This window comes from Streptomyces sp. NPDC086549 (assembly GCF_044746205.1).
Taxonomy (GTDB): domain Bacteria; phylum Actinomycetota; class Actinomycetes; order Streptomycetales; family Streptomycetaceae; genus Streptomyces.
Genome location: NZ_JBIVBS010000012.1, coordinates 241,524 through 264,136 on the forward strand (window position 1 = coordinate 241,524; position 22,613 = coordinate 264,136).

The window sequence follows — 22,613 nt, forward strand, 5'->3', positions numbered from 1 at the left end:
GGGTGGTGACCGAATCGTGTCGCGGACGCCACTAGGGTTGCTGCCCATGTGGCCAGGACAGCAGCCGCCCGGGGGCGAGCAGAACCCGCAGAACAACCCGTACCAGCAGCCGGGTTACCAGCAGCCGAATCCGTATCAACAGCCCGGCTACCAGCAGTATCAGCAGCCCAACCCCTATGGGCAGCAACCACAGTGGGGCGCTCCGGCACCCGTGGGCGCGCCCCAGCCGCAGCAGGGCGGTGGCGGCGGAAACCGGACGAAGTTGATAGCGATCGTCGCGGCGGCGGCCGTGGTCGTCGCGGCCGGCGTGACCGGATTCCTGGTCCTCGGCCGCGGCAAGGACGACAAGGCGGATGCCGGCTCGGGCCAGCCGGCGAGCCAGTCGCCGACCCCGGAGCCGAGCGCCACATCGTCCGGCTCGGGCGACAATCCGCGCGGCGACCAGACCGAGAAGCCGCTCGTCGCGGGCTGGAAGGTCGTCGTCAACCCGAGGTGGGGCACGGCCTTCGACGTGCCGGCGGACTGGCAGCTCGACACCCCCGGCACCTCCATCGGCTTCACCGACCGGAAGTCGGAGGACGGCAAGGCGCTCATCACGATGTCGGCGCCGGCCGAGTACAAGTCGAAGTGGTGCACGTCGGACGACGACAAGGACGGAAAGACCGACGACACGGCGCTGGCCGTGGTGGGCACCAAGGGCGAGAGCGGGGCCAAGAACCCCGGCGACGCGGCGGTCCGCGAAGTGCCCTGGTGGGTGTACGGCGGCTACACGCAGCCGGACAAGAAGAGCATCACCTACGACAAGAAGGCCACCGCCTACACGACCAGGTCGGGCCTCAAGGGCGCCTACGCCTGGGCACGTTCGACCGGCACACCCCGCAAGGGCAAGTGCGCCACCGACGGCAAGTCACTCACCTTCGCCTTCGAGAACTCGGCCGGAGACCTCGCGTCGTTCAACTTCTACGGCGTCAAGGGCGTGAGCGAGGAAGTCGACAAGGCGACCATCATGAAGATCCTCGGCACGGTACGGCTGCACGGGGACCCCACGCAGAGCTGACCGCCCCGGAGCCCGAGAAGGGTTCAGCCGATGCCGAACGCTCCGTCGGGGGGCTCGGGTGACGGTACGGCGTCCTCGTCCTGGACCGGGCGGGCTCCGCCGGTGAAGTCCCGTAGCGCAGGGCCGTGTTCGACGCGGGCCGGGAAGGCGTCGGAGGCGGTGCGGCGGGCCAGGGCCGCCGTGTTCACGGGGTGGTGCGAGGCGACGAGCACGGCGTTGCCGAACCGGCGGCCGCGCAGCACGCCCGGCTCGGCGATCAGCGCCAGCTCCTCGAACACGGCGGCGAACGTGGCCAGTTGGGAGCGGAGGAAGGCGAACGGCGCGGCGTCGGCAAGATTGGCCAGATAGACGCCGTCGGCGCGCAGGACGCGCTCGGCCTCACGGGCGTAGGCGAGCGAGGTGAGGTGCGCGGGGACCCGGGAGCCACCGAAGACGTCGGCGATCAGTACGTCCGCCGAGTCGTCCCGGGCGGCCTCGATCCAGGCGCGGGCGTCGGCCGCGTGCACTGTGATTCCGGCGCCGTCCGGAAGGGGCAGATGCTCGGCCACCAGCGCCAGCAGCCCCCGGTCGGCCTCGACCACGTCCTGCCGGGAGCCCGGCCGGGTCGCCGTGAGGTACCTGGGCAGCGTGAGCGCGCCCCCGCCCAGGTGCACCACGTCCAGCGGCCGCCCCGGCTCCCCCAGTGTGTCCAGCACGTATCCGAGCCGTCGCGCGTACTCGAACTCCAGATGCGTCGGGGCATCCAGGTCGACGTAGGACTGCGGCGCCCCGTCGACCGTCAGCAGCCAGGCCCGCTCACGGTCGACGTCGGGCATCAGCTTCGCGGTGCCGTGGTCGGTGGCGCGGATGACGGGTATGGACTCACTCACGGTTCCATTGTGCCGGTGAGAGATGGCACCGGGCGCCGCAGCGTCCCTGAAAGGGGCGCGGGGAACTGCGCGACCAGCCACGAACGACCTGCAGTCGCCCGCGCTCCACCAGCCGCGCAGCTCCTCCGGCGCAACCCGCACAGCCGTCAGCCGACAGCCGTCACCGTCCCCGCGCCGACGGTCCGGCCGCCCTCACGGATGGCGAAGCCGAGCCCCGGCTCGAGCGGGACCTCGCGGCCCAGTTCCACCGTCATCTCGACCGTGTCCCCGGGCCGGGCCAGGGCCGTCTCCCCGAGGTCGACGTCGCCGACCACGTCCGCGGTGCGGATGTAGAACTGCGGACGGTAGCCGGTGGACACCGGGGTAGTACGGCCGCCCTCGCGCGTCGACAGGACGTACACGCGCGCGGAGAACCGACGGCTGGGCTCTACGCTGCCGGGCGCCGCCACGATGTGCCCACGCCGCACGGCGTCCCGCGGCACCCCGCGCAGCAGCAGCGCCACGTTGTCCCCGGCCTGGGCCTCCTCCATCGGCTTGCCGAAGGTCTCCAGCCCGGTCACGACGGTCTCGACGTCCACGCCGAGCACCTCGACCCGGTCACCGACCCGGATCGTGCCGCGCTCGACCGCGCCGGTGACCACCGTGCCCCGCCCGGTGATGGTGAGCACGTTCTCCACCGGCAGCAGGAACGGCGCGTCCAGATACCGCTCGGGCATGGGCACGTACGTGTCCACCGCGTCGAGCAGCGCCTCGATCGAGGCCGTCCAGCGCGGGTCGCCCTCCAGTGCCCTCAGGCCGGAGACCCGTACGACGGGTACGGAGTCGCCGCCGTATCCCTGCGCGGTGAGCAGTTCGCGCACCTCCAGTTCCACGAGCTCGGCGAGTTCCTCGTCGGCCCGGTCGGCCATGGTGAGCGCGACCACGATGTGGTCGACGCCCACCTGCCGGGCGAGCAGTACGTGTTCCGCGGTCTGCGGCATGATCCCGTCGAGCGCGGAGACGACGAGGATCGCCCCGTCGAGCTGCGCGGCCCCGGTGACCATGTTCTTGACGTAGTCGGCGTGGCCCGGCATGTCCACGTGCGCGTAGTGCCGGGTGTCGGTCTCGTACTCGACGTGCGCGATGTTGATGGTGATGCCGCGGGCGGCCTCCTCCGGGGCGCGGTCGATGCGGTCGAACGAAACGTATTCGGTGGTGCTGCCGGTGCCGCGCTCGGCGAGCACCTTGGTGATGGCCGCGGTCAGGGTGGTCTTGCCGTGGTCGACGTGACCCATCGTGCCGATGTTCAGGTGCGGTTTGGTGCGTACGTATGCCGTCTTGGGCATGGCTGTACCTCGAAGCCTTGTCAGTGGTGATGGGGACCCCAAGGACTGGCCGACCCTCCCCCTGCGGGGTCCGCCGGACGATCCGGAGAGGGTCAGCTTCGGGCGCCGTCGACAGCGGCCAGGATGATCGGGACGGCAGCCTTCGGAGCATCCGCGACCGCGGATGCTGCGAGGACGAAGGCGTACCGGAACATGACGCCGATCATTGCCGACGCTTTGTGCCGCGTCGAATGGTTTTTCCCGGTGCGGGTTCAGCCACCGGACTCCTTCGAGCGGCGGCCTTCCTCAGCCGCCGATGTTCTTCAGCGCCTCCCGGACCGTCAGCGGTGCGAACCTCCCCCGCTCACGGGTCAGGAAGGCCCGTACCGCGTCCGGGTCGGTCTTGGCGTACTCGCGCAGGCACCAGCCGATCGCCTTGCGGATGAAGAAGTCGCCGTGCCCGGACTGGAGCAGGCAGTAGGCGAAGAGACGGTCGGCGTCGGTGCGTTCCTTGTAGCGCAGTTGGTGGAGCAGGGCGGTACGGGCGACCCACAGGTCGTCGTCCGCGATCCACCGGTCCATGTCGGCGGCCGGCTCCGGGTCGGCGGCGACGAGCGCGCCGACGACATGCGCGGCCAGCAGGTCGACCGTGTCCCACCAGGGGACGGTGGTGACGAGGTGCCGGACCACCGGCAGGAAGCCCGAGGAGCAGCGTCCGGCGTGGCGGCGCAGGTAGTCGACGGCGAAGTAGTGGTACTCCCGTTCCGGCAGCGCCCAGCAGCGCAGCGCGATCGCCGTGCAGTCGGCCTCGGCGGGGCGCGGGGTGCCCGCGAGAACCGTGCGGGACAGGCTGCGGCGGACCGGCGTGGGGACGCCGAGGAAGGGGGCCACGTCCTTCATGTACGCCCGCATGGCTCCGGCCCGCCCGGGATCGGCCGCGGCGGGGTACGCGGCGGTGAGCCGCTCCAGAACGGTGTCGGCGAGAGCACTGCGCGGTACGTCCACCTGGCCCGCACCTGTGACGGTCATGAGACGAACCATACGGCGCTCACACATGTTCGTCGGTTACTGTCACCGGATGCTCGATGCCACCAACCGCTCTGGGGGCACCGCGACGGCCTCTCCCCGGGCCGCCGTCACGGAGCTCGTCACCGCCGTACCCACGGCGGCTCCCATCCCGTCGCTCACGCGGGCGGGTTTCGCGTCGCGCTGCACGCGCGCGCTGCTGTCGCCCTGGTCGCGGCTGTCCCTGCTCGTGGCGCTGCTCGTCGCGGCCGCGTCGACCATGCTGCTGTTCGAGCCGCAGAGACTGCTCACCCACGGATGGCCGCCGCAGCTCGGCGGTGCCGCGGCGGCGGTGGTGTTCGCGGGGGCGTACGGGCTGTGCACGGTGGCGTTCGTACCGCGGCCGCTGCTGAACCTGGCGGCTGGTGCCCTCTTCGGTTCCCAGGTGGGGCTCGGCACGGCACTGGTCGGTACGGTGCTCGGCGCCGGGGTCGCCTTCGGCCTGGGCCGGGTGCTCGGCCAGGACGCGCTGCGCCCGTTGCTGCGCGGCCGCTGGCTGAAGGCCGCCGACGGGCAGCTCAGCCGGCACGGCTTTCGCGCGATGATGGTGGCGCGGCTGTTCCCCGGCGTGCCGTTCTGGGCCGCGAACTACTGCGCCGCCGTCTCCCGTATGGGCTGGCCGACGTTCCTGCTCGCGACGGCGCTCGGTTCGGTCCCGAACACCGCCGCGTACGCCGTCGCCGGGGCCCGCGCCTCGTCGCCGACGTCGCCGGCCTTCCTGATCGCGATGGCGTGCATCGCCGTGCCGGCCCTGGTGGGCGCGGTGGTGGCCTGGCGCAAGCGCCACCATCTCCGCGCCCGGTGACGCTCGGTCAGACTGCTTCCAGGATCATCGCGTTGGCGAGTCCGCCCGCCTCGCACATCGTCTGCAGGGCGTAGCGGGCGCCGCGCTCGCGCATCGCGTGGACGAGGGTCGTGGTCAGGCGGGTTCCGCTGGCGCCGAGCGGGTGGCCGATGGCGATCGCGCCGCCGTGCACGTTGACCTTGGCGAGGTCGGCGCCGGTCTCCTGCTGCCAGGCCAGGACCACGCTGGAGAAGGCCTCGTTGACCTCGAACAGGTCGATGTCGTCGATCGTGAGGTGCGCCCTGCTGAGCACCTTCTCGGTCGCCGGGACGACGCCGGTGAGCATGAGCAGCGGGTCGGAGCCGGTGACGGCGAAGCTGTGCAGGCGGGCGAGCGGGCGCAGGCCGAGGCGGGCGGCGGTCTCGCTGGAGGTGATCAGCACGGCGGACGCGCCGTCGTTGATGGGGCTGGCGTTGCCCGCGGTGACGTTCCACTCGATCTGCGGGAAGCGCTCGGCGAAGCCGGGGTCGTAGTAGGCGGGCTTGAGGCCGCCGAGGATCTCGGGGGTGCTGCCGGGCCGTAGGCACTCGTCGCGCGTGACGCCCTGCAGGGGCGCGACCTCGGCGTCGAACAGGCCGGCGTCCCAGGCGGTCGCCGCCTTGTGGTGCGAGGAGACGGCGAAGGCGTCCATCTGCTCACGCGTGATGGACCACTTGGCGGAGATCAGTTCGGCGCTGACGCCCTGCGGGACGAGGCCCTCGGGGTAGCGCTCGGCGACTCCGGGGCCGAAGGGGTCCTTTCCGGGCGGCACGTTCGACCACATCGGCACGCGGCTCATCGACTCGACGCCGCAGGCGACGACCATGTCGTAGGCGCCCGAGATCACGCCCTGGGCGGCGAAGTGCACGGCCTGCTGGGAGGAGCCGCACTGGCGGTCCACCGTGGTCGCCGGGACGGACTCGGGGAAGCCCGCCGAGAGGACGGCGTAGCGGGTGGTGTTCATGGCCTGCTCGCCGACCTGGTCGACGGTTCCGCCGATGACGTCGTCGATCAGGGCCGGGTCGACGCCCGAGCGCTCGACGAGGGTGCGCAGGGTGTGGGCGAGGAGTTCCACGGGATGGACGTGGGCCAGGGAGCCGTTCGGCTTGCCCTTGCCGATGGGGGTGCGTACGGCTTCGACGATGACTGCGTCACGCATGGTGCGGGCCTCCTTGGCCGCCGGGGCGATGGCCGGCGCGATTACCGGTGAGTAGGAAATCCGAACTCACCATAACTCGCCGGGTTGGAAAATCAAACCCTCCTTTAGACTGGGCTCCATGGCCGCCACGAAAGATCCGCGCCCCTGTTCCATCGCCGATGCCCTCGCGCTCGTCGGCGAGAAGTACTCGCTGCTGGTGCTGCGGGAGGTGTGCCTGGGCAACGGCCGCTTCGACCAGCTGGTCCGCAACATCGGCGCCCCGCGCGATATCCTGGCCACCCGGCTGCGCCGGCTCGTCGACGCCGGGATCCTGGTCAAGCACGCCTACAACGAGCGCCCGCAGCGCTTCGAGTACCGGCCCACACAGGCGGGCCTCGAACTGGAGCCGGTCCTGCTGACCCTCATGGCGTGGGGCGACCGCCATCTCCGCGGGGACGACGACCGCCCCATGGTGATCGAGCACATCTGCGGCAACGAGCTCGTCCCGGTCGTCACCTGCTCGTCCTGCGGCGATCCCGTGCGCCACGGGGACGTGACGCCCCACCCGCAGAGCCCCGGCTGGACGCTCAGGGGACCGTCGGCGGCGTAGCCGGTCCTAACTCTCCTGCCGGTACACGTCGAGCATCCCCTGCCGGTACACGTCGAGCCGCCCGCACATCCCGAACTTCCCCTGGACCGAAGGCTGTTCGGCCCGAACGACGGCCTCGGCCAAGTGGGAGACATCGCCCCGTCCGAGGCGGTCGAGCTGCTCTTCCGTGGCCGTCGCGGCCGCCTCGGCGCCGCGCCGCCAGCGCTCGCGCCACTCGTCGAGCCGGGGCCGTACGAGCGCGGCGGCGGCCCTGTGGAAGGCGGCCAGCGGCTCGGGGCCGGAGGCCTCGCACAGCGCCCGGTAGCCCTCCAGCGCGAGGTCCCGGCGGGCACGGGCGGCCCGCGCCTGTTCCTCCTCGGGCGCGTCCGCCGGGATCGTCGTCGCGGCGGCGTACGTCTCGGGGTCGGTCAGGTACTCCGGGGGCAGTGTGAGCACCGCGTCGCCCGCCTCGGGCAGCCCGCTGTTCTGCATGAGGACGGTGATGCGCAGGTCGTCCTCGTTGACGAGCCGGTGGACCGTGCCCGGCGTGAACCAGGCCACCGTGCCGGGCGCGAGGGGTGTGACCTCGTACCCGCGGGTCGTGAGTGTCTGTACGGCGCCCCGCCCGCCGGTGACGACGTACGCCTCCGAACAGGCGAGGTGCAGATGGGGAGTTCCGCCACGGACACCGTCGGCGGCGGGCCAGTCGTACACGCACAGGCGCGAGACCGCGATCCCGCCCGGCAGACCGGTGAACTCCCCTGCGCTCACCACGGATGGGTCTCCAGGTACTTCGCGATGTCCTCCCGCTCCCAGGCCCCGTCCGCGACGACGACCCGGTAGCGCCGCCGGAGCGTGTCGCCGGGGGCGAGTTCCAGTTCGTCGAAGAACGACCAGGAGGGGGCGATCCCGGCGAAGGGTTCGTTGCGCACGAACCAGTGGGCGGGGTGGGCGCCGCCCGCACCGGAGTGGTCGTTCTCGGGGGCGTGCGCGACGACGACCGTCGCGTGGCCGTCGGCGCCGTCGTGTTCGCCGGACAGGGCGAGCCAGGACGACTGGCTGCCCATCAGCTCGGGCCCCTCACCGTCCGGCCCGATGATCCGCCCGCCCCGGAAGGCTCGCGGACCGCGCCAGAACAGGCCCGTGTAGCCTGCCATCTCGCGTCCGGCGGTGGTCGGGCTGCCGAACCGCAGCGGCTCGTCCCGGCGGTTCGTCACCGCGCTGGTCCAGGTCAGCGCCCAGGAGCCGGACGCCGGGTCGATGTCGTGCACCTCGATCCGGCGCTCCTCCTCCGCCCACAGGGCACCGTCGCGGGGGTGCCAGGTCAGCCGCTCGGCGATGACGAGCCGCTGGTCGTCCGAGGTCACCTCGTCGAACCCGGTATGCGCCATCGAGCCGACCCGCTCCGGGAGTTCGAGATAGCCCTCGCCGTGCACGTACGAGTTGCCGCCCCACAGGTTCGCGCCGGACAGGTGGGAGGCGGTCAGGGACAGGCCCTTGTGCCAGCGGTGGTCGTTGGGCCGGTAGTCGGTGACGACGTGGCCGGCCAGGGTCCGCATCGGGTGGAGGTACGGCTTCGGCGCCTCCCAGGCCGCCTCCGGCCGGTAGACGTAGGCGAACAGCTCCACCCCGGTGGCCGGTTCGGTCGCCGTGATCCGGTCACCGTGGGCATGGACGACGCGCAGCCCGCCGCTCACGCGGACACCTCCTCGCGCTCGGCCGGCGCCCAGCCGGGGGCACCCCCGTGCAGGGCGGTGTAGTAAGGATCTCCCGGCCCGATCTCCCCCGCACGTACGGTCGTGTCGGTGAACGCCGACTTGTAGAGCGCGGTGATCAGCTCCAGGCTGGTGCGCCCGTCCGCGCCGCTGCTGCGTGGCCGCTCCCCGGCGCGCATGCTCGCGACCAGCTCCCGCAGCTGCGCCAGGTGAGAGCTGGGCACGTCCGGACCGAAGTCACGCCAGGCCGCCACCTGGTCGCCGGGCACGTCCGGGGCCGGGGTGATGCGCCAGTTGGCGTTGCTGTGGCCGTAGAGGTGGGTCAGCTCGACGGTGGCGCGCTCGCAGTCGATGCGGATGCGGCTGACCTCGTCAGGACTCAGGACGCTGTTCACGACGGTCGCGAGGGCTCCGCTCGCGAAGCGGACCAGGGCCGTCGACACGTCCTCCGTCTCCACGTCGTGGACCAGCCGTGCGGCCATGGCCCGCACCTCGCTCCACGGGCCGAGCAGGTCGAGGAGCAGGTCCATCTGGTGGATGCCGTGGCCCATGGCCGGGCCGCCGCCCTCGGTGTGCCAGCGGCCGCGCCAGGGCACGGCGTAATACGCGCTGTCCCGGTACCAGGTGGTCTGGCAGTGCGCGACGAGCGGCCGCCCCAGCGCCCCCTCGGCAAGCAGCCGGCGGACGTGCCGGGAACCGGACCCGAAGCGGTGCTGGAAGACGATCGCCGCGTACGGGCCGCCGTCGGCGCCCTCCTCCGCCTCGACGGCGTCGAAGTCGGCCAGCGTCGGCACCGGCGGCTTCTCGCACCACACCCAGGCGCCGGCGCGCAGCGCCGCCACGGTCTGCTCGCGGTGCAGCGTCGGCGGCGTGCAGATGGTGACCAGGTCAGGCCGTTGTTCCCGGAGCATCCGGTCCAGGTCGGTGTAGGCGTGCGGGATGCCGGCCTGCGCGCAGAAGGCCTCGACCGCGCCCGCGTCGATGTCGACGGCGGCCACGACCTCCGTCTCGCCCTCCTCGACGAGCCGGGCGAGCGCGGGCAGATGGGAACCGCGTCCTATGGCGCCGGTGCCGATGACGGCGGCCCTGATGCGCCTGCCGGTGAGTGGGGCTGTGGAGCGGGGCATGGGCGTGATCAGCACTCCTCCGGGACGGCGGGCCCGTACGGCAAGCGGGGTGGCAAGCGGTACGGCACGCGGTGCGGCAAGCCGCGGCAAGCCGTGCAGCAAGCGCTTTCTCACGCTGCAAAGTAAGCGGCAGCCGGGCGGCCGGTCAACACCCCGAGCCCGGGACCGGTTGGTAAAGGACTGACCAAACCCCCTGTGTCCGGCCCGTCAGGGCGGGGCGCTACGCTGCCTCAGGCACACATGATCACCACTCAAATGATCACCCCTTCACCGGACTTTCCCCGATCTGCGCTTGGACGCCCTAACCCCATGTCTTGGTTTGAATCGCTCGTCCTCGGACTCGTCCAGGGGCTGACCGAGTTCCTCCCCGTCTCCTCCAGCGCGCATCTGCGGCTGACCGCGGCCTTCTCGGGCTGGAAGGACCCGGGCGCGGCCTTCACGGCGATCACGCAGATCGGCACGGAGGCCGCGGTGCTCATCTACTTCCGCAAGGACATCGGCCGGATCATCACGGCCTGGTTCCGGTCGTTGTCCGACAAGGCGATGCGCCGGAACCACGACGCGCAGATGGGCTGGCTGGTGATCGTCGGGTCCATCCCGATCGGTGTGCTGGGCGTGACGCTCAAGGACCAGATCGAGGGGCCGTTCCGCGATCTGCGGATCACGGCGACCATGCTGATCGTCATCGGCATCGTCATCGGCGTCGCCGACCGGCTGGCCGCGCGCGACGAGACCGGCGGCCGGCACCGGACGCCCAAGCAGCGCAAGACCCTGGAGAACCTCGGAGTCAAGGACGGCCTGATCTTCGGGCTCTGCCAGGCGTGCGCCCTCATCCCGGGCGTCTCCCGCTCCGGCGCCACGATCAGCGGCGGCCTGTTCATGGGCTACAAGCGCGAGGCGGCGGCCCGGTACTCGTTCCTGCTCGCCATCCCGGCGGTACTGGCGTCCGGCGCGTTCGAGGTGAAGGACGCCGTCGGGAGCGGACACGTTTCGTGGGGGCCGACGCTCTTCGCCACGGTGATCGCGTTCGCGTCCGGGTACGCGGTCATCGCGTGGTTCATGAAGTTCATCTCGTCGAAGAGCTTCATGCCGTTCGTCTGGTACCGCATCGCCCTCGGGATCGTCATCATCGCGCTCGTGTCGACGGGTGCGTTGAGCCCGCACGCCGCCGAGTCGGCGGGCCGGACCGGGCCTGGCGGCCCGGGGCGTCACGGCCACGCACAGCCGTGGCGCGTGCAGGCGGACCCCGCCGCGGCCGTGACCAACCCCATACGGTCTGAGTAGCCGCCCGGTAGCGCAGTGTCAGCCCTTGCGCCTAGGCTTGTCCGCATGTCCCCCGATTCCGTGACCTCTGGTTCCGTGCGGTCTGCTGCCGAGGTGAACGAGCAGATCCGCGCACTGTGGCTGCGTGCGGGCGGATACCTGTCGGCCCAGGACCGCGCGGAGTACGAGCTGCTGGTCGTCGAATGGGCCGAGGCGATGCGTGACGCGATCATCGAGGCGGCCTGAGGACACCGGCTCGGCGCAGCACCGCCCACCCGACACACAACAAGGACCAGCGGCCCCACGGCCGTGGATGCGCGAGCACGGCCTCGCCCGGCGGACAGGACCGCTCCTCGGGCAACAGCACGGCCTCACAGTCGAGTTCACCCGCCGGCACCAGGCCGTGGACTTCCCTGGCCTGCGGTGTCACGTCCTCGAAGCGCGAGGGCGCGCCTCAACTCCCGCCTCCAGGCGGCCTGGTCGTCATGGAGAGCGCGCACGCAAGGCGACCGGCACGCGTCGCGCAGCGCCCACACGCAGACCTCACGGCCGATCTCGACGGCGAGAAGGCCTGAACCCTCTTGGAGTGAGGGCACGGTCACCATTCGTACCGCAGTGACAGATCTGATGCTCCATCCGATGTGTGACGTGTGGGGAAGGTGATCACAGTGACGCCGTTGATGCAGGCAGTGCGAATCATGCGGCGGATATGTGGTGACCTTCACCGTGATGCAGGAGAAAGCAAGAGTTCCTTACGCAAGGGCGCGCAAGCACCGCATGCAGCCCATCTGCACCCGTGGAGGTTCCGAGTGCGACCGTTCACCCTCAACTACGCCTTGCCGAAAGCGTTTCCGACCGCGGTGACGCCGTACCATTTCGACGAGTCGCGTCAGCTGAACGTACTTCCCGACGGCCGGACGGCCGTCAGTGACCCGGACCTGCTGCTGGCTGTCGGCACGACCACGTCCACCGCCGGTTCCCAGACACACTTCGATGACTGACGCCCCGTAATCGAATGACCGTACTGATCCTCACGTCCGAGGAGGACGTGACCGCCGACATGGTGGTGGCCAGGCTGCACGAGATGGGGACCCCCGTCGTGCGGCTGGACCCTGCCGACCTGCCGGACAAGGTAGTGATGTCCGCCCACTACGCCCACGGCGACTTCGACGGACACCTGTCCGTGAACGGACAGGTGCTCAGCATGGAAGGTCTGCGCTCCGTATGGGTGCGCAGGCCGGGCGAACCGGCGGCGCACGCGGCGCACCCCTCGCCGTGGCTGACGGCCGAGGCACGTCAGGCGCTGTTCGGAATGCTCTTCTCCACCGCCACTCGGTGGATGAACCATCCGCGCAACGCCGACCGGGCCCGCCTGAAGCCCTGGCAGTTGAAGACGGCTCACCTCAGTGGCTTCGCGGTACCGCCGACCGTCTTCACCACGGCGCCCCGCTCGGCTCGGCAGTTCGCGGAGGAGCACGGGGACGTGGTGGTGAAATCCGCCTCGGGGCCGCCTCCCGGTGACCCCGGCCTGGCCCTGCCCACCACCCTGATCGGCCCCGACGCGGACTTCTCGGCCGTCGCGGCGGGCCCCGCGTTGCTGCAGCGTTACATACCCAAGCGTGCCGACATCCGTCTGACCTGTGTCGGCGATCGGCTGTTCGCCGCACGGAAGACGGCTGAGCCGGGCCAGGTCGACGGGCGGTACGGCGAGACCGAGCACACCTGGGAGGCGATCCCGGTACCCGAACGCATCGGCCGGTCGGTGCACGAGTACCTCGCTCGCGCCGGACTGGCGTACGCCGCCTTCGACTTCGCCGAGGACGAGGAGGGCGCCTGGTGGTTCCTGGAGTGCAATCAGGGTGGCCAGTTCGGCTTCGTCGAGTTGGAGACCGGGCAGCCGGTGTCCGAGGCGGTCGCCCTGTGGCTGGCACAGCGCACGGCGGCCATCCGGACACCGGAGATCCACCGGTGAGGAGACCATCGCGCGAGTGCCGCCCCGACTTCACGCACGGCAGCACCAGGTGCCGAGGGCACTGCCGTGCGTGGGGCAGGCCTGCCGGGGAAGAGGCCATGAACCCGGCTTGATCACCCACGTCAAGCCGCCTGCTCACAAGCCGATTTACGGAGCCTGGCCGGGTTCGGACCGACCTGCTCCGGACGCGGCTCGCGACAGGTTCGGGCCGGCTCGGTCAGTTCTCGGCGCTGCTGCCGCGGCTACGGTCCGTCCTGCGTGTCCACAGGGACAGATCGCTGCTCGTCGCGACGGCAATGGTCCGACCGGAGGGAGAACCACTGGGCGGCACGCTCGGGCTGGTGAATGGGTTCGCGCTGAACACTGCGGCCGGGGTCGCCGGGTGTGTCGATCGCGTAGACGGGGCGTTCGGCGCTGAGCGCCGGAGTGTTCGGGTACCACATCGCGGAGCAGCTGCCGGCGCCGTGCACCAGGACCACCGGGATGCGGGAGGCACCGGCCGGGTCGTCGGGGTCGTACCGGTAGACGTGCGTCCTCGTACGCCGTCCTGGCCGTGACCGACGAAGCCCTTGCGGCCCGGCCCTTCATCGCGAACCCTGATGCCGCCGAGGACACCCTCACCGGGCTCCTCCGGCAGACACAGGAGGACGGTCTCACTGGGCCCGGAATCGACGCGAGAGACGAAGCGGTCAGCCTGCTCGCCATGTCAGCCGGGCTCGGCACCAGCATCCTCGTCGGCCGGCGCAGCCCGGAGTCCGCAACCGCGATCCTGAATCGTCACCTGAACCGGATCTTCCAGGTCGGTTGACAGGGTTCGCACACCGACCGGGTCCGTGGGCGCGGCTTGATGACCCACGTCGAACCGCGTTCGCAAGCCCCTGCGTGGGCCAAGCTCTCGTAGAGGCGCGCGTCGAACACCGGACCAGTTGCTCCGCCGCGCGCTCTCCCGTTCGGGCGTCTTCGCTGTGTCCGAGACGTGATTGGCGATCTTGACAGTCAGGCACCATGGGAGTCCGACATTGGAGGAGTGATGCACATGAGACTGGTCTCCGACCCCGTATACGGCGAAGTGGATCTCTCCGCCTCGGCGGAGGAGCTGATGGAGCTGGCAAGCGCGGTGGCCCTGGGTGAGGCACTGCCCAGGGCCACCTTTTCGCCAGGCAGCGACACCCTGACCGGGGTCGAGGTGAGAAGTACTCCCGGCCCCGGCGTCCTCATCCACCGGGACGCCGAGCGGCAGATCCTTGTCATCAGCGGTGATGCCGCCGGCAGGGCAGTACTCGCGGAGAATCTGCGGGACATGGCCACTGCCGATGACGGCGGTCACCTCCACATCGACTATTTTCCCGGGCACTGCTACCTCGCCGAAGGGTCACTGCCCCTGGTGGTCAACAGCCCCCACGGAGGCATGCCGACCCGGTGAGTGAGCAATTGTTCGCTGCGATCAGTGAGCGCCCGCAGTACCCAGGCGCTCAATTCCCCATCCCCCATCGTCACCACGGGGACAGATCGCCGCTCGTCGCGATGGCAAGGGTCTGCCCGGAGGCGAGCAACCGAACGCTCGAAGCTCGGAGCAGCAGGGGTGGTCGGGGACACCGAAGTGCGCTTCGCCGGGGTTCAGTTGACCCACCGCTTCCTGGATGACGTCATCAACCGTTCAGGCACTGCGGCCCGGAGCGGTCCTGGCTGCCCTTCAGTCGCGCTGACCTGTGAGGATGACCCGAGCAGGCTGCCTTTGCCGAGTGGACATGCGAGTCGGCGATTGCTGGATAGAGTCGTCTCGTTACATCTGGTTGTGGGGACAACCAGAATGCCTTTCGGCTGTCAACGTCCTGGGGAGGGCCAACAGCACATGAGTCGTCGCTCTACTGGCTTTGTCGGCGTCTGGGCTGAAATGCAACGACAGCAGCAGCGCCAACTGGAAGCCGAAGCCAGACGGCGGAGACAAGAGGAGCAGCAAGCGCGGGCCTACCAGCGGCGAGCCGCCCAGAGCCACCGCGAATACCGTCAGGCAGAGGCGCAGCGTCGCACGGAAGAGCTGGACGCTCAGGTGGCGTCACTCCAAGGCCTTCTCGCCGCCGGTAGCCAGGCGCCGGCCTTCAGGGCAGCCGCGCTGATGCGGACCGAGGAGGTTCAGCCCTTCTCGCCGGGAGCATTGGCCTACCCCGTGCCCATGCCGAACCCGGATCAGTACCAGCCACAGGGCGGCTGGACTGCGAGCCGCCGCGCGCAAGCACAGGCCGAAGCGCGGGCGCGCTTCGAACGGGACCGGCAGGCCGCGCAAGCGGCAGAGACTCAGCGACAGCAGCAGCTCGCCGCATCGCAGCGGGAGTACGAGCAGTGGGCCAGCGCCCGGCTTGCGGAGGTTCACCGACACAACACCGGCGTTCGCGAGGTGACCGAGGGGGTCAGACGCAGAGAACCGGAATCGGTCGTCGAGTACTTCTCCGCCGCCCTCTACTCGTCGACCGCATGGCCTGAGAATTTCCCTCGACAGATTTCCGCGGCGTACGACTCGGCAGCGCGGCAGCTGGTCCTCGATTGGGAGCTTCCCGGGTACGGCGTCGTCCCCGAAGCGAAGTCCGTTCGGTACGTGTCCTCCCTCGACCAGGACAAGGAAACTCCCCGCCCGGTGGGCCGGCGTCGGGCCCTGTACCGAGAGGTCGTCGCGCAGTGCGTGCTGCTCGTCCTGCACGAACTCTTCGCCGCGGACGAGGAGGGTGCGCTTGAGTCCGTGACCTTCAACGGGTTCGTGGATGAACACGACCCCACGACCGGCCGGCGCGGCCACCTCTTCCTCACGACTGTCATGGCATCGCGATCGTCGTTCCGTGATCTGCACCTGGCGCAGGTGGACGCGGTCAGTTGCCTGACCGACGCACTTCGAGGGCAGCTTTCGGCACGACCGGACCAGCTCACCCCAGTACGACCGGGCCGCCGGCCGCAAGATGTCGGCAACCGCGTTGTCGCTCATGGCAGCGACGAGGAGCCGGACCTGTACGACATGGATCCGATCGCATTCGAGAACCTCGTGGCCGACCTCTTCCGGGCCATGGGAATGCAGGCGGTGACCACCCAACGCTCCAACGACGGCGGAGTGGACGTCGACGCGCTGGACCCGACACCGATTCGCGGCGGCAAGATCGTCGTACAGGTGAAGCGCTACCGCAACACGGTGCCGCCCACCGCTGTGCGTGACTTGTACGGAACCGTGCAGGACGCCGGCGCCAACAAGGGCGTCCTCGTGACGACGTCAGGCTTCGGCCCCGGCTCACGCACCTTCGCCAACGGCAAACCGCTGGAACTGATCTCGGGAACGGAGCTCGTCGACCTGCTGCATCGTCATGGACTGCGTGGGCGACTGGGCGAAGGAAGCCGTCCCACCACGGTGCAACCGACACCGGCAGGTCCGGACACGCGGCTGCCCGCCGACTACAACATTCTGGGCATGTCATGGACCGGGAGCGTCGCCTTGGACGTGTGCGCTCTCGTCTGCCACGGCAACCGCGTCCTCAGTGACGATCACTTCGTCTTCTTCAACAACCACCAAACGCCCGATGGCACAGTACGGGCCCTTCCTCCTACTGCGCCCGACAAGGCCGCGATCTGCGTGACCTTCGACGAGTTGCCCGAGACTGCCGACCGGTTCGTGCTCGTGGCCGCCATCGACCCAGAGATCAACCCCGACGCGGACCTCTCCGGCTTCACGGACGCGTGTATCAGGCTTCTCGACCCAGGGATGACCGAATTGGGACGGCTTGAGGTCTCCGACGGCCGGCCCCGCGAGACCGCCTTGGTACTCGGCTCCTTCCGGCGAAGGTCCAACGGCGACTGGGACTTCGTCCTCGGCGGCAAGGGCTACACAGGCGGCCTGGAGGAACTCGTCATGGACTACGGCGTCGAAGTGGAGTAGATCATCCGCACTTGAGTCCGGACGACTGCCGGCGACCCCGACGGGGTCTGTCGACGCGGCGTATCCGGCCGGTCGGTGGAGGGCCTCCCTCACGCGCTTCTCAGGCTGACCGGAGTACCACGCCCATCAGGAAGAAGCCGACCAGCAACGCGAACGCGCGGACAGCGCCCAGTCGAAACGTCATCGAGAAATCCCCCACCCACATGGTTCAACAGCCCGAGGAGGCCAAAGCGCTCGCGGATACTACCTGCAGCTTTCGAACGGGTCCGCCGCTCCCCATTGACCGAGGCAGACACGCTCCCGCAAAACCCGGTGAACCATCAACTCGGACGAGTCCAGCACCACTGATGCGGTCTGTGAACGCGGCGTGGTGACTCATGTCAAGCCTTGTTCACAGACCTTTGACTGGAACCGACACGAAGGCCGGGGGACGCGGCAGTCTGCGCATAACGGACCGGCTCTGTCCCGCGTTCCGCGTAATTCGGAGCCTCTGGAGCAACGACATGCCTACTGGCCTGCGGTTTCGCCCTTTCGGGCGCCGCAGGCCGTTTCTCTGGTGCGCGACGTTTCCGCAGGTCGGGAGGGGTTCTGCGAGGACCCTGAAGGCGCTGGGAGGTGGCCTCGGGCGAGCCAACCCTGCTGCCACGATAGGGGCGCAGCGCCATGCTCGCGGGAAGCTGCAGCAGCAGAGCACGTGAGCGGTCAGCTCGTCGGCGCGGGACAGGTCTGCTCCGGCGGGCAGAACCAGTCCAACGCCGTGTTGAGCATGGCCAGTTCGTCGTCTCCGCCGCCGGCGGCAGGGCCGTAGGAGGCGATCGCGTAGATCCTGCCGTCGACGGCACCGAAGCGTTCGTCGTAGACGTGCCAGGTGCCGTTGTCCGGTTCGCCCTTGAGGGAGGCGGCGAGGTACTCCAGGCGGGTGCCGGTGACGCCGGCGGTGTCCACGTGGTCCAGGGCGAGTTCCTGGAAGCCGGGGGGCTTCGGGACGGCCGAGGAGAGGTACAGCTGGAAGGACGCGTCGGGCGAAGACTCCTCCACCTCGTACACCTGGAGCCGCCGGTCACCCGTGTCGCTGCGGTAGTTGACGATGTCCATTCCGTACTGCGAACCCACCGTGGAGCGCTGCCAGCCGTCGGGCACGGCGATCCTGAAGCCCTGCGGATCGTCGTAGGAGACATAGCCGGACGGGGGCTCCACGTCGATCGGGGTCGGGGTGTCGGTGGTGGACTCCTCCGACAGGTCCGTCGAAGTAGACGACGGTGACGACCCCGACGAGGGGGCTGACGACTCGAAGGTCGCTGGAGTGCTCGCGGGCGCGGCGTGCTTGTGGTCGTCGCTGCCTACGCCGAAGCCGAGCGTCACCACCAGGCTTACGGCGACGCCGACGGCTGCGGCCCCGCCCACCACCGTCAACACCACCCAGCGGCTGTATCCCCCGGACGCGACCGGCGCCGACGGCGGGACGACCACGGGCCACTGGCCGGAGGGCGCGTCCGGGTCCCAGACCGTGCCGGGCGGCGGGGCCGGCGCGTGGTCGGGCCGGGCGGGCGGCGGCGGGGTCGCGTGAGCCGCCTCCCTCTTGCCGTCCTCCCAGCGCTGGGTCTCCTCGTTCCAGTACCGCCCGCCCTCGTTCGTCACGGTGCGCTCCCCCTCTGCTGCGTCTCCTGTGTCCCGAGCAGGCCAGCTCTACTGCATCCCGAGCAGGCCGGCCACCGTCCCGGCCGACGCGAACAGGGTCAGTACCGCCTGGGCGTCGGTGAGCAGCTCGCGCAGCCGCTGCCGCCGGCTCTCCCCGGCGGTGCCGCTGCGGGTGATCTCGTCCTCGGTGTCGGCCAGAGCCCCGTCCAGGTCCCGGGTCTGGTCGTTCGTGTTCACGCGCCTCAGGTCGGCACGCAACTCACGTACGGCCGCAAGGAGTTCGTGGTCGGCCTGATCGCGCTGCCTCTCGTGGTGGTGGCTCTCGGCGTGCGCGTGGCTGCCGATGGCGAAGGTGCTGTGCGAGACGTCGCCGATACTGACGCCCGGCTCATCCGGCGTGGTCATCGCTGTGGGATCCCTTCTGCGGCCCGGGGCCGCCGGTGGTCGTGGTGGTGCCGCCGTCGCCCTGGGCGCCGTCGGACGTCGCGCGGGCGTGAGCGCCGATCGCGAACGTGCTGCGCGCGACGGAGTCGATGTGCACGCCGCCGCTGCTGATGTTGACGACCTTCTGCACGAACTCGCCGGTCTGGTAGCCGTGTTCGGACAGCGCCGTGCGGACGCCGTGCGCGACGCGGTCCTGGATGCTGCGCAGATAGCGGTCGACGTCCATCTGCTGGAAGAGGGACCGGGAGCCCGCCGCGCCCAGCTCGCGCACGGACACCGCCGGGCCGTCGGGCAGGGCGCCCGCGTATCCGCCGGTGAGCAGCTGCCAGGCCTGGCCGGCGGCCCGGAACAGGGTGGCGAAGGAGCGCATTGCCGAGGCCGGAACCTGTCCCGCGGCCCAGGTCGCCTTGCCGAACGGGCTGTTGTTGCGAAACTGATGGGCCGTGCGGTCGGCGTCCTTGAATTCCTCGCGGACCGGCATCAGCACATGCGGGGCAATCTCCAGCATCAGCATGCGGCCCTGGGTGTGGATGCGGACGTAGACCGTGACGACCAGCTCCTCCTCCCAGCCGCCGACCCGCACGCGCAGGAAGTGCCGCCGCTTCTCGGCGCCCTCCTCCACGGCGCGGTCGCGGTGCGACTCGAAGGCCTCACGGCTGTACGGGGCATCCTCGCGCCGGGCCAGGCCCTCGGCGGGCAGAAACACGCACTCGTCGATCTCCAGCCAGCGCAGACGGTCGCGCACGGCGTGGCCCGCGTACTCCGGGGGCAGCCGCAGGCCCTCCAGGAGCGGACGGACGGTGTCCAGGACCCTGCGGTTGCTCAGCGGGCGGGGCTCCGTGCCGTCCGCGGGCCGCATCTCAACGGCGAGCACCCAGGTGTCGTAGGCCTGTCCCGCGCCGCAGAACGGCCGGGCCTCGTGGTACATGATCAGCGGGTGGTGCTGCTCCAGCCGGATGCGCTCCTTCAGCCGCTGGAAGCGGGGGCTGTCCGCGCGCTCCGCCGGGTCGGAGGCGGCGTCCGGGAAGTGGTCCGGGGCGAGTTCGCTGCCCAGGGCGCGGACGAACTGGCTGCGCTGGACGCCCGCGCACAGGGCGACGGCCAGGAACAGCACGAGCGCGAGCCAGGCCCGCAGCGCCGTGACGCTCGCGTCGATGCCGAACATGTGGGGCAGCAAGGTCAGCAGCCCCAGGATGAAGCCCTTGAAGCCCGTCAAGTAGCCGTAGCGGGCGGCGTCCAGATCGTCGGAGCTGGAGAACGCGGCGACCCCGGTGGCGACGAGGAAGAGCGCGAAGACGATACGGCCCACCCACCGGATGACGAACGCCGTCGCCTTGCGCCCGAACGGCGCCCGGTCGTCGTTGCTCCGGACGGACACCCCCATCGCCAGCAGCAGGCTGGGCAGCAGATAGGCGAGCATCAGCCCATCGGTCAACGGCCACCCCACGATCCACAGCCCCACGATCGCCGCGGCCCAGCCCACCTCCACACGGCGGGCGCGCAGAGCGTGGGCGAGCACGCGGCCCGCGTCGAACCCGAAGGAAGGGGCCGCTATCCGCTGCTCGTTGAGATGCAGTTCCTCGATGACCCGGTCCCGGAAGGCGGGGTCCAGATAGGTGCCCGCACACAGCAGCCGGGTGGCCTCGCTGGCGTGCGGCGGCACGGGTAGGGGCGCGTCCGACGGCGTCGGCTGCGGCTGTTGTGGTTGCTGCGGCACGAATGTGGTGCTCACGGCACTCCCCCGAGGTGCGAATGATCCCCACTCACAACAGAACTGAGGAACTATCAGCATAGAGGGCGGAGAGAGGTCCATGGAAGCGGAATGTCAAGAGGGGACTTCAGTGAGTCAGAACGCACCCCGAAGTGGCCGTGGACGTCCCGGGGTTCTTTGACTGGGGTCAAAGAACTAAGGAGCCCGTATCGACGGAACAGGTCGGCGCGTTCAGCGGGTCAACCGCTACTTCATGCGCCGGACCGGTGTGCTGGACGACCACTGCCTGGGGCAGGAGCGGCCGCTCGGCAAGGCCCGGCTGCTGTTCGAGATCGCCGCCGGGTGCGGGGACGGCCGACGGGCCCGCGCACCGGCACCTTCTCGAGTATGGGGGTGAACTGCGGGCTGTCCGCCCCCTGCCCCACGGTCAGCAGTAACGCGAGTGGGCGGGGCCTCCGGTCGGCGGCGAGGTGGACCTTGCTGGTCTGCCCGCCCCTCGACCGGCCGAGCAGGGCAGCCTTCAGCCGGAGCCTGCGTCGGCGCCGGACGCGTCGCCGTTCCTCCTGCTCGGGGTCGTTTCCGAAGGCCTGCCTGTCTTGTCCTCCGGGCTGCCCCCTTTTGACGGGCCTTCTCCTCCTCTGCCGCGGCTTTCTCCAGGGCGACCACGACGTCTTCGTCGAGGTGCATCCCCGCGGCGTCGTGGTGGGCCCGGGCGGTAGTGGAGTCCACGCTGACCAGGGACAAGTCCACCTCACCCGGTTTTGCGGCCTCCGCGATCAACCCCTCCAGCAAGGCTTCGAAGACGCCGGCGGTCCCCCCATTGCCGGAACCGGCTGTGGACGGTCGGCCAGGCACCGAACTCGGCCGGCATCTCCCGCCACTGCCCGCCCGTCCTGAACCGCCAGAGCACCCCCTCGAACTGCTGCCGCAGCCGCTCGGGATACGGGCCGAACCTGCCGATCGGCAGGCAGGGCTCGATGAACTCCCATTCCTCGTCCGTAAGCTGCACAGGCAGGGAGCGAACCGTCTAAGCTCAGGCCCCGGCGGCACCGGCTGCTTGGCACCAGCCGTTTTCGGAAGGCCAGGAGTACTCGGGCACACGCTGATCATGGCACGCGACGGCTGCTCCCTGAACGCGTTTCGAGGCGCTGGTCACCGATCGGCCGGGCAGCCCCTTGTCGTCACGGACAAGCTGCCGCGGCCTCATCCAGGCGAAGTTCACATCCGCCCCAGTTTCCCTCCTCACCGAAGGTCGGCCCTCACCGCCGTTACCCGTCAGGGCTTCATGCGCTGCGGACCTATCGCCGCAGATGGGTCAGCACCTCCTCCGCCACCGGATACGGCCGCTCCTCCGGCAACAACGCGGCCGCCTGCTCCAGTTCACCCGCACGCACATGCTCGTGAACTTGCCGCGCCAGTGGCGTCACATCCTCGATGCCGACGATCCACTCGTCCGCATACCGCACGGTCGCCTCGCCCGCGAGGCCCAACTGCAATGACCGATACGGCAAGGGCTGCAACCGCAGATCCCGCTCCGGATCCCACTGCACCCGTGCCGGCGCCCGCTTCAACTGGCGCTTCCACTCAGCCTGATCGCTGTGCAGCTCCGGGACATAGTGCGACAGACACGCGTGCCGCAGCGCCCACTCGAAGCCCTCCCGGCTGATCTCCACGGCCAGAACGGTCTCCTGACCCTCCTTCGTGCCCCACCCGCAGCGGTACATCATCCACAGAAAGCTGGGCTTGATCCAGGTCATGCGATCCCGCTTCCAGGTGGACGGGAAGCGGCTCTCGCGGGCCGCCGGGCCGCCGATCTCGGGGCGGTACGCCTGGTAGACGGTGACCGTGGACTCCGTGTGCCGGGCCCGTATCCGGAACTTGGGTTCTTGTTCGGCTTGCTGATCGTTCACGCGTACAGGGTCGTGGGCCCACCGGCACGGACACCACCGAATATTCCCGCAATGTCCCCGCACACCTCTTGGATC

At 70.0% G+C, this 22,613-nt stretch carries 20 protein-coding genes and 4 pseudogenes; 11 read left to right on the forward strand and 13 right to left on the reverse strand.

Annotated features, from left to right (window positions below; genetic code table 11):
- Window positions 1-46 precede the first annotated feature (46 nt).
- On the forward strand, window positions 47-1,057 hold the full coding sequence (locus ACIPSA_RS32835; RefSeq protein WP_402641070.1) for a hypothetical protein: 1,011 nt from the start codon (window positions 47-49) through the stop codon (window positions 1,055-1,057).
- 23 nt (window positions 1,058-1,080) lie between these two features.
- Here ACIPSA_RS32835 and ACIPSA_RS32840 read toward each other — a convergent pair whose 3' ends face one another.
- The 3 genes from ACIPSA_RS32840 to ACIPSA_RS32850 form a co-directional block, all read right to left on the reverse strand.
- On the reverse strand, window positions 1,081-1,926 hold the full coding sequence (locus ACIPSA_RS32840; RefSeq protein WP_402641072.1) for a spermidine synthase: 846 nt from the start codon (window positions 1,924-1,926) through the stop codon (window positions 1,081-1,083).
- Window positions 1,927-2,072: 146 nt separating this feature from the next.
- Window positions 2,073-3,251, reverse strand: coding sequence for an elongation factor Tu (tuf, locus tag ACIPSA_RS32845; protein ID WP_402641074.1), 1,179 nt, complete (start codon window positions 3,249-3,251; stop codon window positions 2,073-2,075).
- A 285-nt stretch (window positions 3,252-3,536) separates the two neighbouring features.
- The gene (locus tag ACIPSA_RS32850; RefSeq protein WP_402641077.1) at window positions 3,537-4,259 is read right to left on the reverse strand and encodes a DNA alkylation repair protein; all 723 of its coding nucleotides are present in this window, start codon (window positions 4,257-4,259) and stop codon (window positions 3,537-3,539) included.
- Window positions 4,260-4,308: 49 nt separating this feature from the next.
- On the opposite strand from ACIPSA_RS32850, the gene ACIPSA_RS32855 reads away from it, so the two are divergent.
- The gene (locus ACIPSA_RS32855) at window positions 4,309-5,100 is read left to right on the forward strand and encodes a TVP38/TMEM64 family protein (RefSeq protein WP_402641079.1); all 792 of its coding nucleotides are present in this window, start codon (window positions 4,309-4,311) and stop codon (window positions 5,098-5,100) included.
- A gap of 7 nt (window positions 5,101-5,107) precedes the next feature.
- On the opposite strand, the gene ACIPSA_RS32860 is transcribed toward ACIPSA_RS32855, so the two are convergent.
- Window positions 5,108-6,277, reverse strand: a complete 1,170-nt coding sequence (locus ACIPSA_RS32860) for a thiolase family protein (protein ID WP_402641082.1) — start codon at window positions 6,275-6,277, stop codon at window positions 5,108-5,110.
- 118 nt (window positions 6,278-6,395) lie between these two features.
- On the opposite strand from ACIPSA_RS32860, the gene ACIPSA_RS32865 reads away from it, so the two are divergent.
- A complete protein-coding gene (locus ACIPSA_RS32865) occupies window positions 6,396-6,866 on the forward strand; it encodes a winged helix-turn-helix transcriptional regulator (protein ID WP_402641085.1) in 471 nt (156 codons plus the stop codon).
- Between the two features lie 6 nt (window positions 6,867-6,872).
- Here ACIPSA_RS32865 and ACIPSA_RS32870 read toward each other — a convergent pair whose 3' ends face one another.
- The 3 genes from ACIPSA_RS32870 to ACIPSA_RS32880 are packed head-to-tail and all read right to left on the reverse strand — an operon-like array spanning window position 6,873 to window position 9,687.
- The gene (locus ACIPSA_RS32870; RefSeq protein WP_402641088.1) at window positions 6,873-7,619 is read right to left on the reverse strand and encodes a cupin domain-containing protein; all 747 of its coding nucleotides are present in this window, start codon (window positions 7,617-7,619) and stop codon (window positions 6,873-6,875) included.
- Window positions 7,613-8,542, reverse strand: coding sequence for a PmoA family protein (locus ACIPSA_RS32875; protein WP_402641091.1), 930 nt, complete (start codon window positions 8,540-8,542; stop codon window positions 7,613-7,615). Before ACIPSA_RS32875 ends, ACIPSA_RS32870 begins: the two co-directional genes overlap by 7 nt.
- Window positions 8,539-9,687 carry a Gfo/Idh/MocA family protein gene (locus tag ACIPSA_RS32880; protein ID WP_402641094.1) on the reverse strand — a complete coding sequence of 383 codons (1,149 nt, stop codon included), beginning with the start codon at window positions 9,685-9,687 and terminating at the stop codon, window positions 8,539-8,541. Before ACIPSA_RS32880 ends, ACIPSA_RS32875 begins: the two co-directional genes overlap by 4 nt.
- 309 nt (window positions 9,688-9,996) lie before the next feature.
- On the opposite strand from ACIPSA_RS32880, the pseudogene ACIPSA_RS32885 reads away from it, so the two are divergent.
- From ACIPSA_RS32885 to tgmB, 4 genes and pseudogenes are all read left to right on the forward strand, one after another.
- Window positions 9,997-10,869: pseudogene (locus ACIPSA_RS32885) on the forward strand (undecaprenyl-diphosphate phosphatase); the annotation flags it as partial.
- A 147-nt stretch (window positions 10,870-11,016) separates the two neighbouring features.
- Window positions 11,017-11,196: a hypothetical protein gene (locus ACIPSA_RS32890; RefSeq protein WP_402641097.1), complete on the forward strand. Its 180-nt coding sequence runs from the start codon at window positions 11,017-11,019 to the stop codon at window positions 11,194-11,196.
- A 563-nt stretch (window positions 11,197-11,759) separates the two neighbouring features.
- Window positions 11,760-11,951 (forward strand): putative ATP-grasp-modified RiPP, encoded by a 192-nt coding sequence (tgmA, locus tag ACIPSA_RS32895; protein ID WP_402641099.1) that lies wholly within the window; start codon window positions 11,760-11,762, stop codon window positions 11,949-11,951.
- A 14-nt stretch (window positions 11,952-11,965) separates the two neighbouring features.
- Window positions 11,966-12,922: an ATP-grasp ribosomal peptide maturase gene (gene tgmB / locus ACIPSA_RS32900; protein ID WP_402641102.1), complete on the forward strand. Its 957-nt coding sequence runs from the start codon at window positions 11,966-11,968 to the stop codon at window positions 12,920-12,922.
- Window positions 12,923-13,239: 317 nt separating this feature from the next.
- Here the strand turns inward: tgmB and ACIPSA_RS32905 are convergent.
- Window positions 13,240-13,455: pseudogene (locus ACIPSA_RS32905) on the reverse strand (alpha/beta fold hydrolase); the annotation flags it as partial.
- Between ACIPSA_RS32905 and ACIPSA_RS32910 the strand changes: the two are divergent.
- From ACIPSA_RS32910 to ACIPSA_RS32920, 3 genes and pseudogenes are all read left to right on the forward strand, one after another.
- A pseudogene (locus ACIPSA_RS32910) lies at window positions 13,455-13,730 on the forward strand (TetR family transcriptional regulator C-terminal domain-containing protein); the annotation flags it as partial. The pseudogenes ACIPSA_RS32905 and ACIPSA_RS32910 sit on opposite strands and share 1 nt — an antisense overlap.
- 228 nt (window positions 13,731-13,958) lie before the next feature.
- Entirely contained in the window at window positions 13,959-14,345 is a 387-nt protein-coding gene (locus ACIPSA_RS32915) for a hypothetical protein (RefSeq protein ID WP_402641105.1), read from the forward strand.
- A 429-nt stretch (window positions 14,346-14,774) separates the two neighbouring features.
- Complete coding sequence (locus tag ACIPSA_RS32920; protein WP_402641108.1) at window positions 14,775-16,835, forward strand: restriction endonuclease; 2,061 nt, start codon at window positions 14,775-14,777, stop codon at window positions 16,833-16,835.
- Between the two features lie 702 nt (window positions 16,836-17,537).
- Here ACIPSA_RS32920 and ACIPSA_RS32925 read toward each other — a convergent pair.
- The 3 genes from ACIPSA_RS32925 to ACIPSA_RS32935 are packed head-to-tail and all read right to left on the reverse strand — an operon-like array spanning window position 17,538 to window position 20,649.
- Window positions 17,538-18,473, reverse strand: coding sequence for a hypothetical protein (locus ACIPSA_RS32925; RefSeq protein ID WP_402641111.1), 936 nt, complete (start codon window positions 18,471-18,473; stop codon window positions 17,538-17,540).
- Between the two features lie 48 nt (window positions 18,474-18,521).
- Entirely contained in the window at window positions 18,522-18,878 is a 357-nt protein-coding gene (locus ACIPSA_RS32930; RefSeq protein ID WP_402641114.1) for a hypothetical protein, read from the reverse strand.
- The gene (locus ACIPSA_RS32935) at window positions 18,862-20,649 is read right to left on the reverse strand and encodes a hypothetical protein (RefSeq protein WP_402641117.1); all 1,788 of its coding nucleotides are present in this window, start codon (window positions 20,647-20,649) and stop codon (window positions 18,862-18,864) included. Before ACIPSA_RS32935 ends, ACIPSA_RS32930 begins: the two co-directional genes overlap by 17 nt.
- 232 nt (window positions 20,650-20,881) lie before the next feature.
- Between ACIPSA_RS32935 and ACIPSA_RS32940 the strand changes: the two genes are divergently transcribed.
- Window positions 20,882-21,025 (forward strand): hypothetical protein, encoded by a 144-nt coding sequence (locus ACIPSA_RS32940; protein ID WP_402641360.1) that lies wholly within the window; start codon window positions 20,882-20,884, stop codon window positions 21,023-21,025.
- Here the strand turns inward: ACIPSA_RS32940 and ACIPSA_RS32945 are convergent.
- Both ACIPSA_RS32945 and ACIPSA_RS32950 read right to left on the reverse strand, forming a co-directional pair.
- A pseudogene (locus ACIPSA_RS32945) lies at window positions 20,967-21,643 on the reverse strand (transposase); the annotation flags it as partial. The gene ACIPSA_RS32940 and the pseudogene ACIPSA_RS32945 overlap by 59 nt on opposite strands.
- Before the next feature lie 283 nt (window positions 21,644-21,926).
- Entirely contained in the window at window positions 21,927-22,538 is a 612-nt protein-coding gene (locus tag ACIPSA_RS32950) for a DUF4291 domain-containing protein (RefSeq protein WP_402641120.1), read from the reverse strand.
- Between the last annotated feature and the right edge of the window lie 75 nt (window positions 22,539-22,613).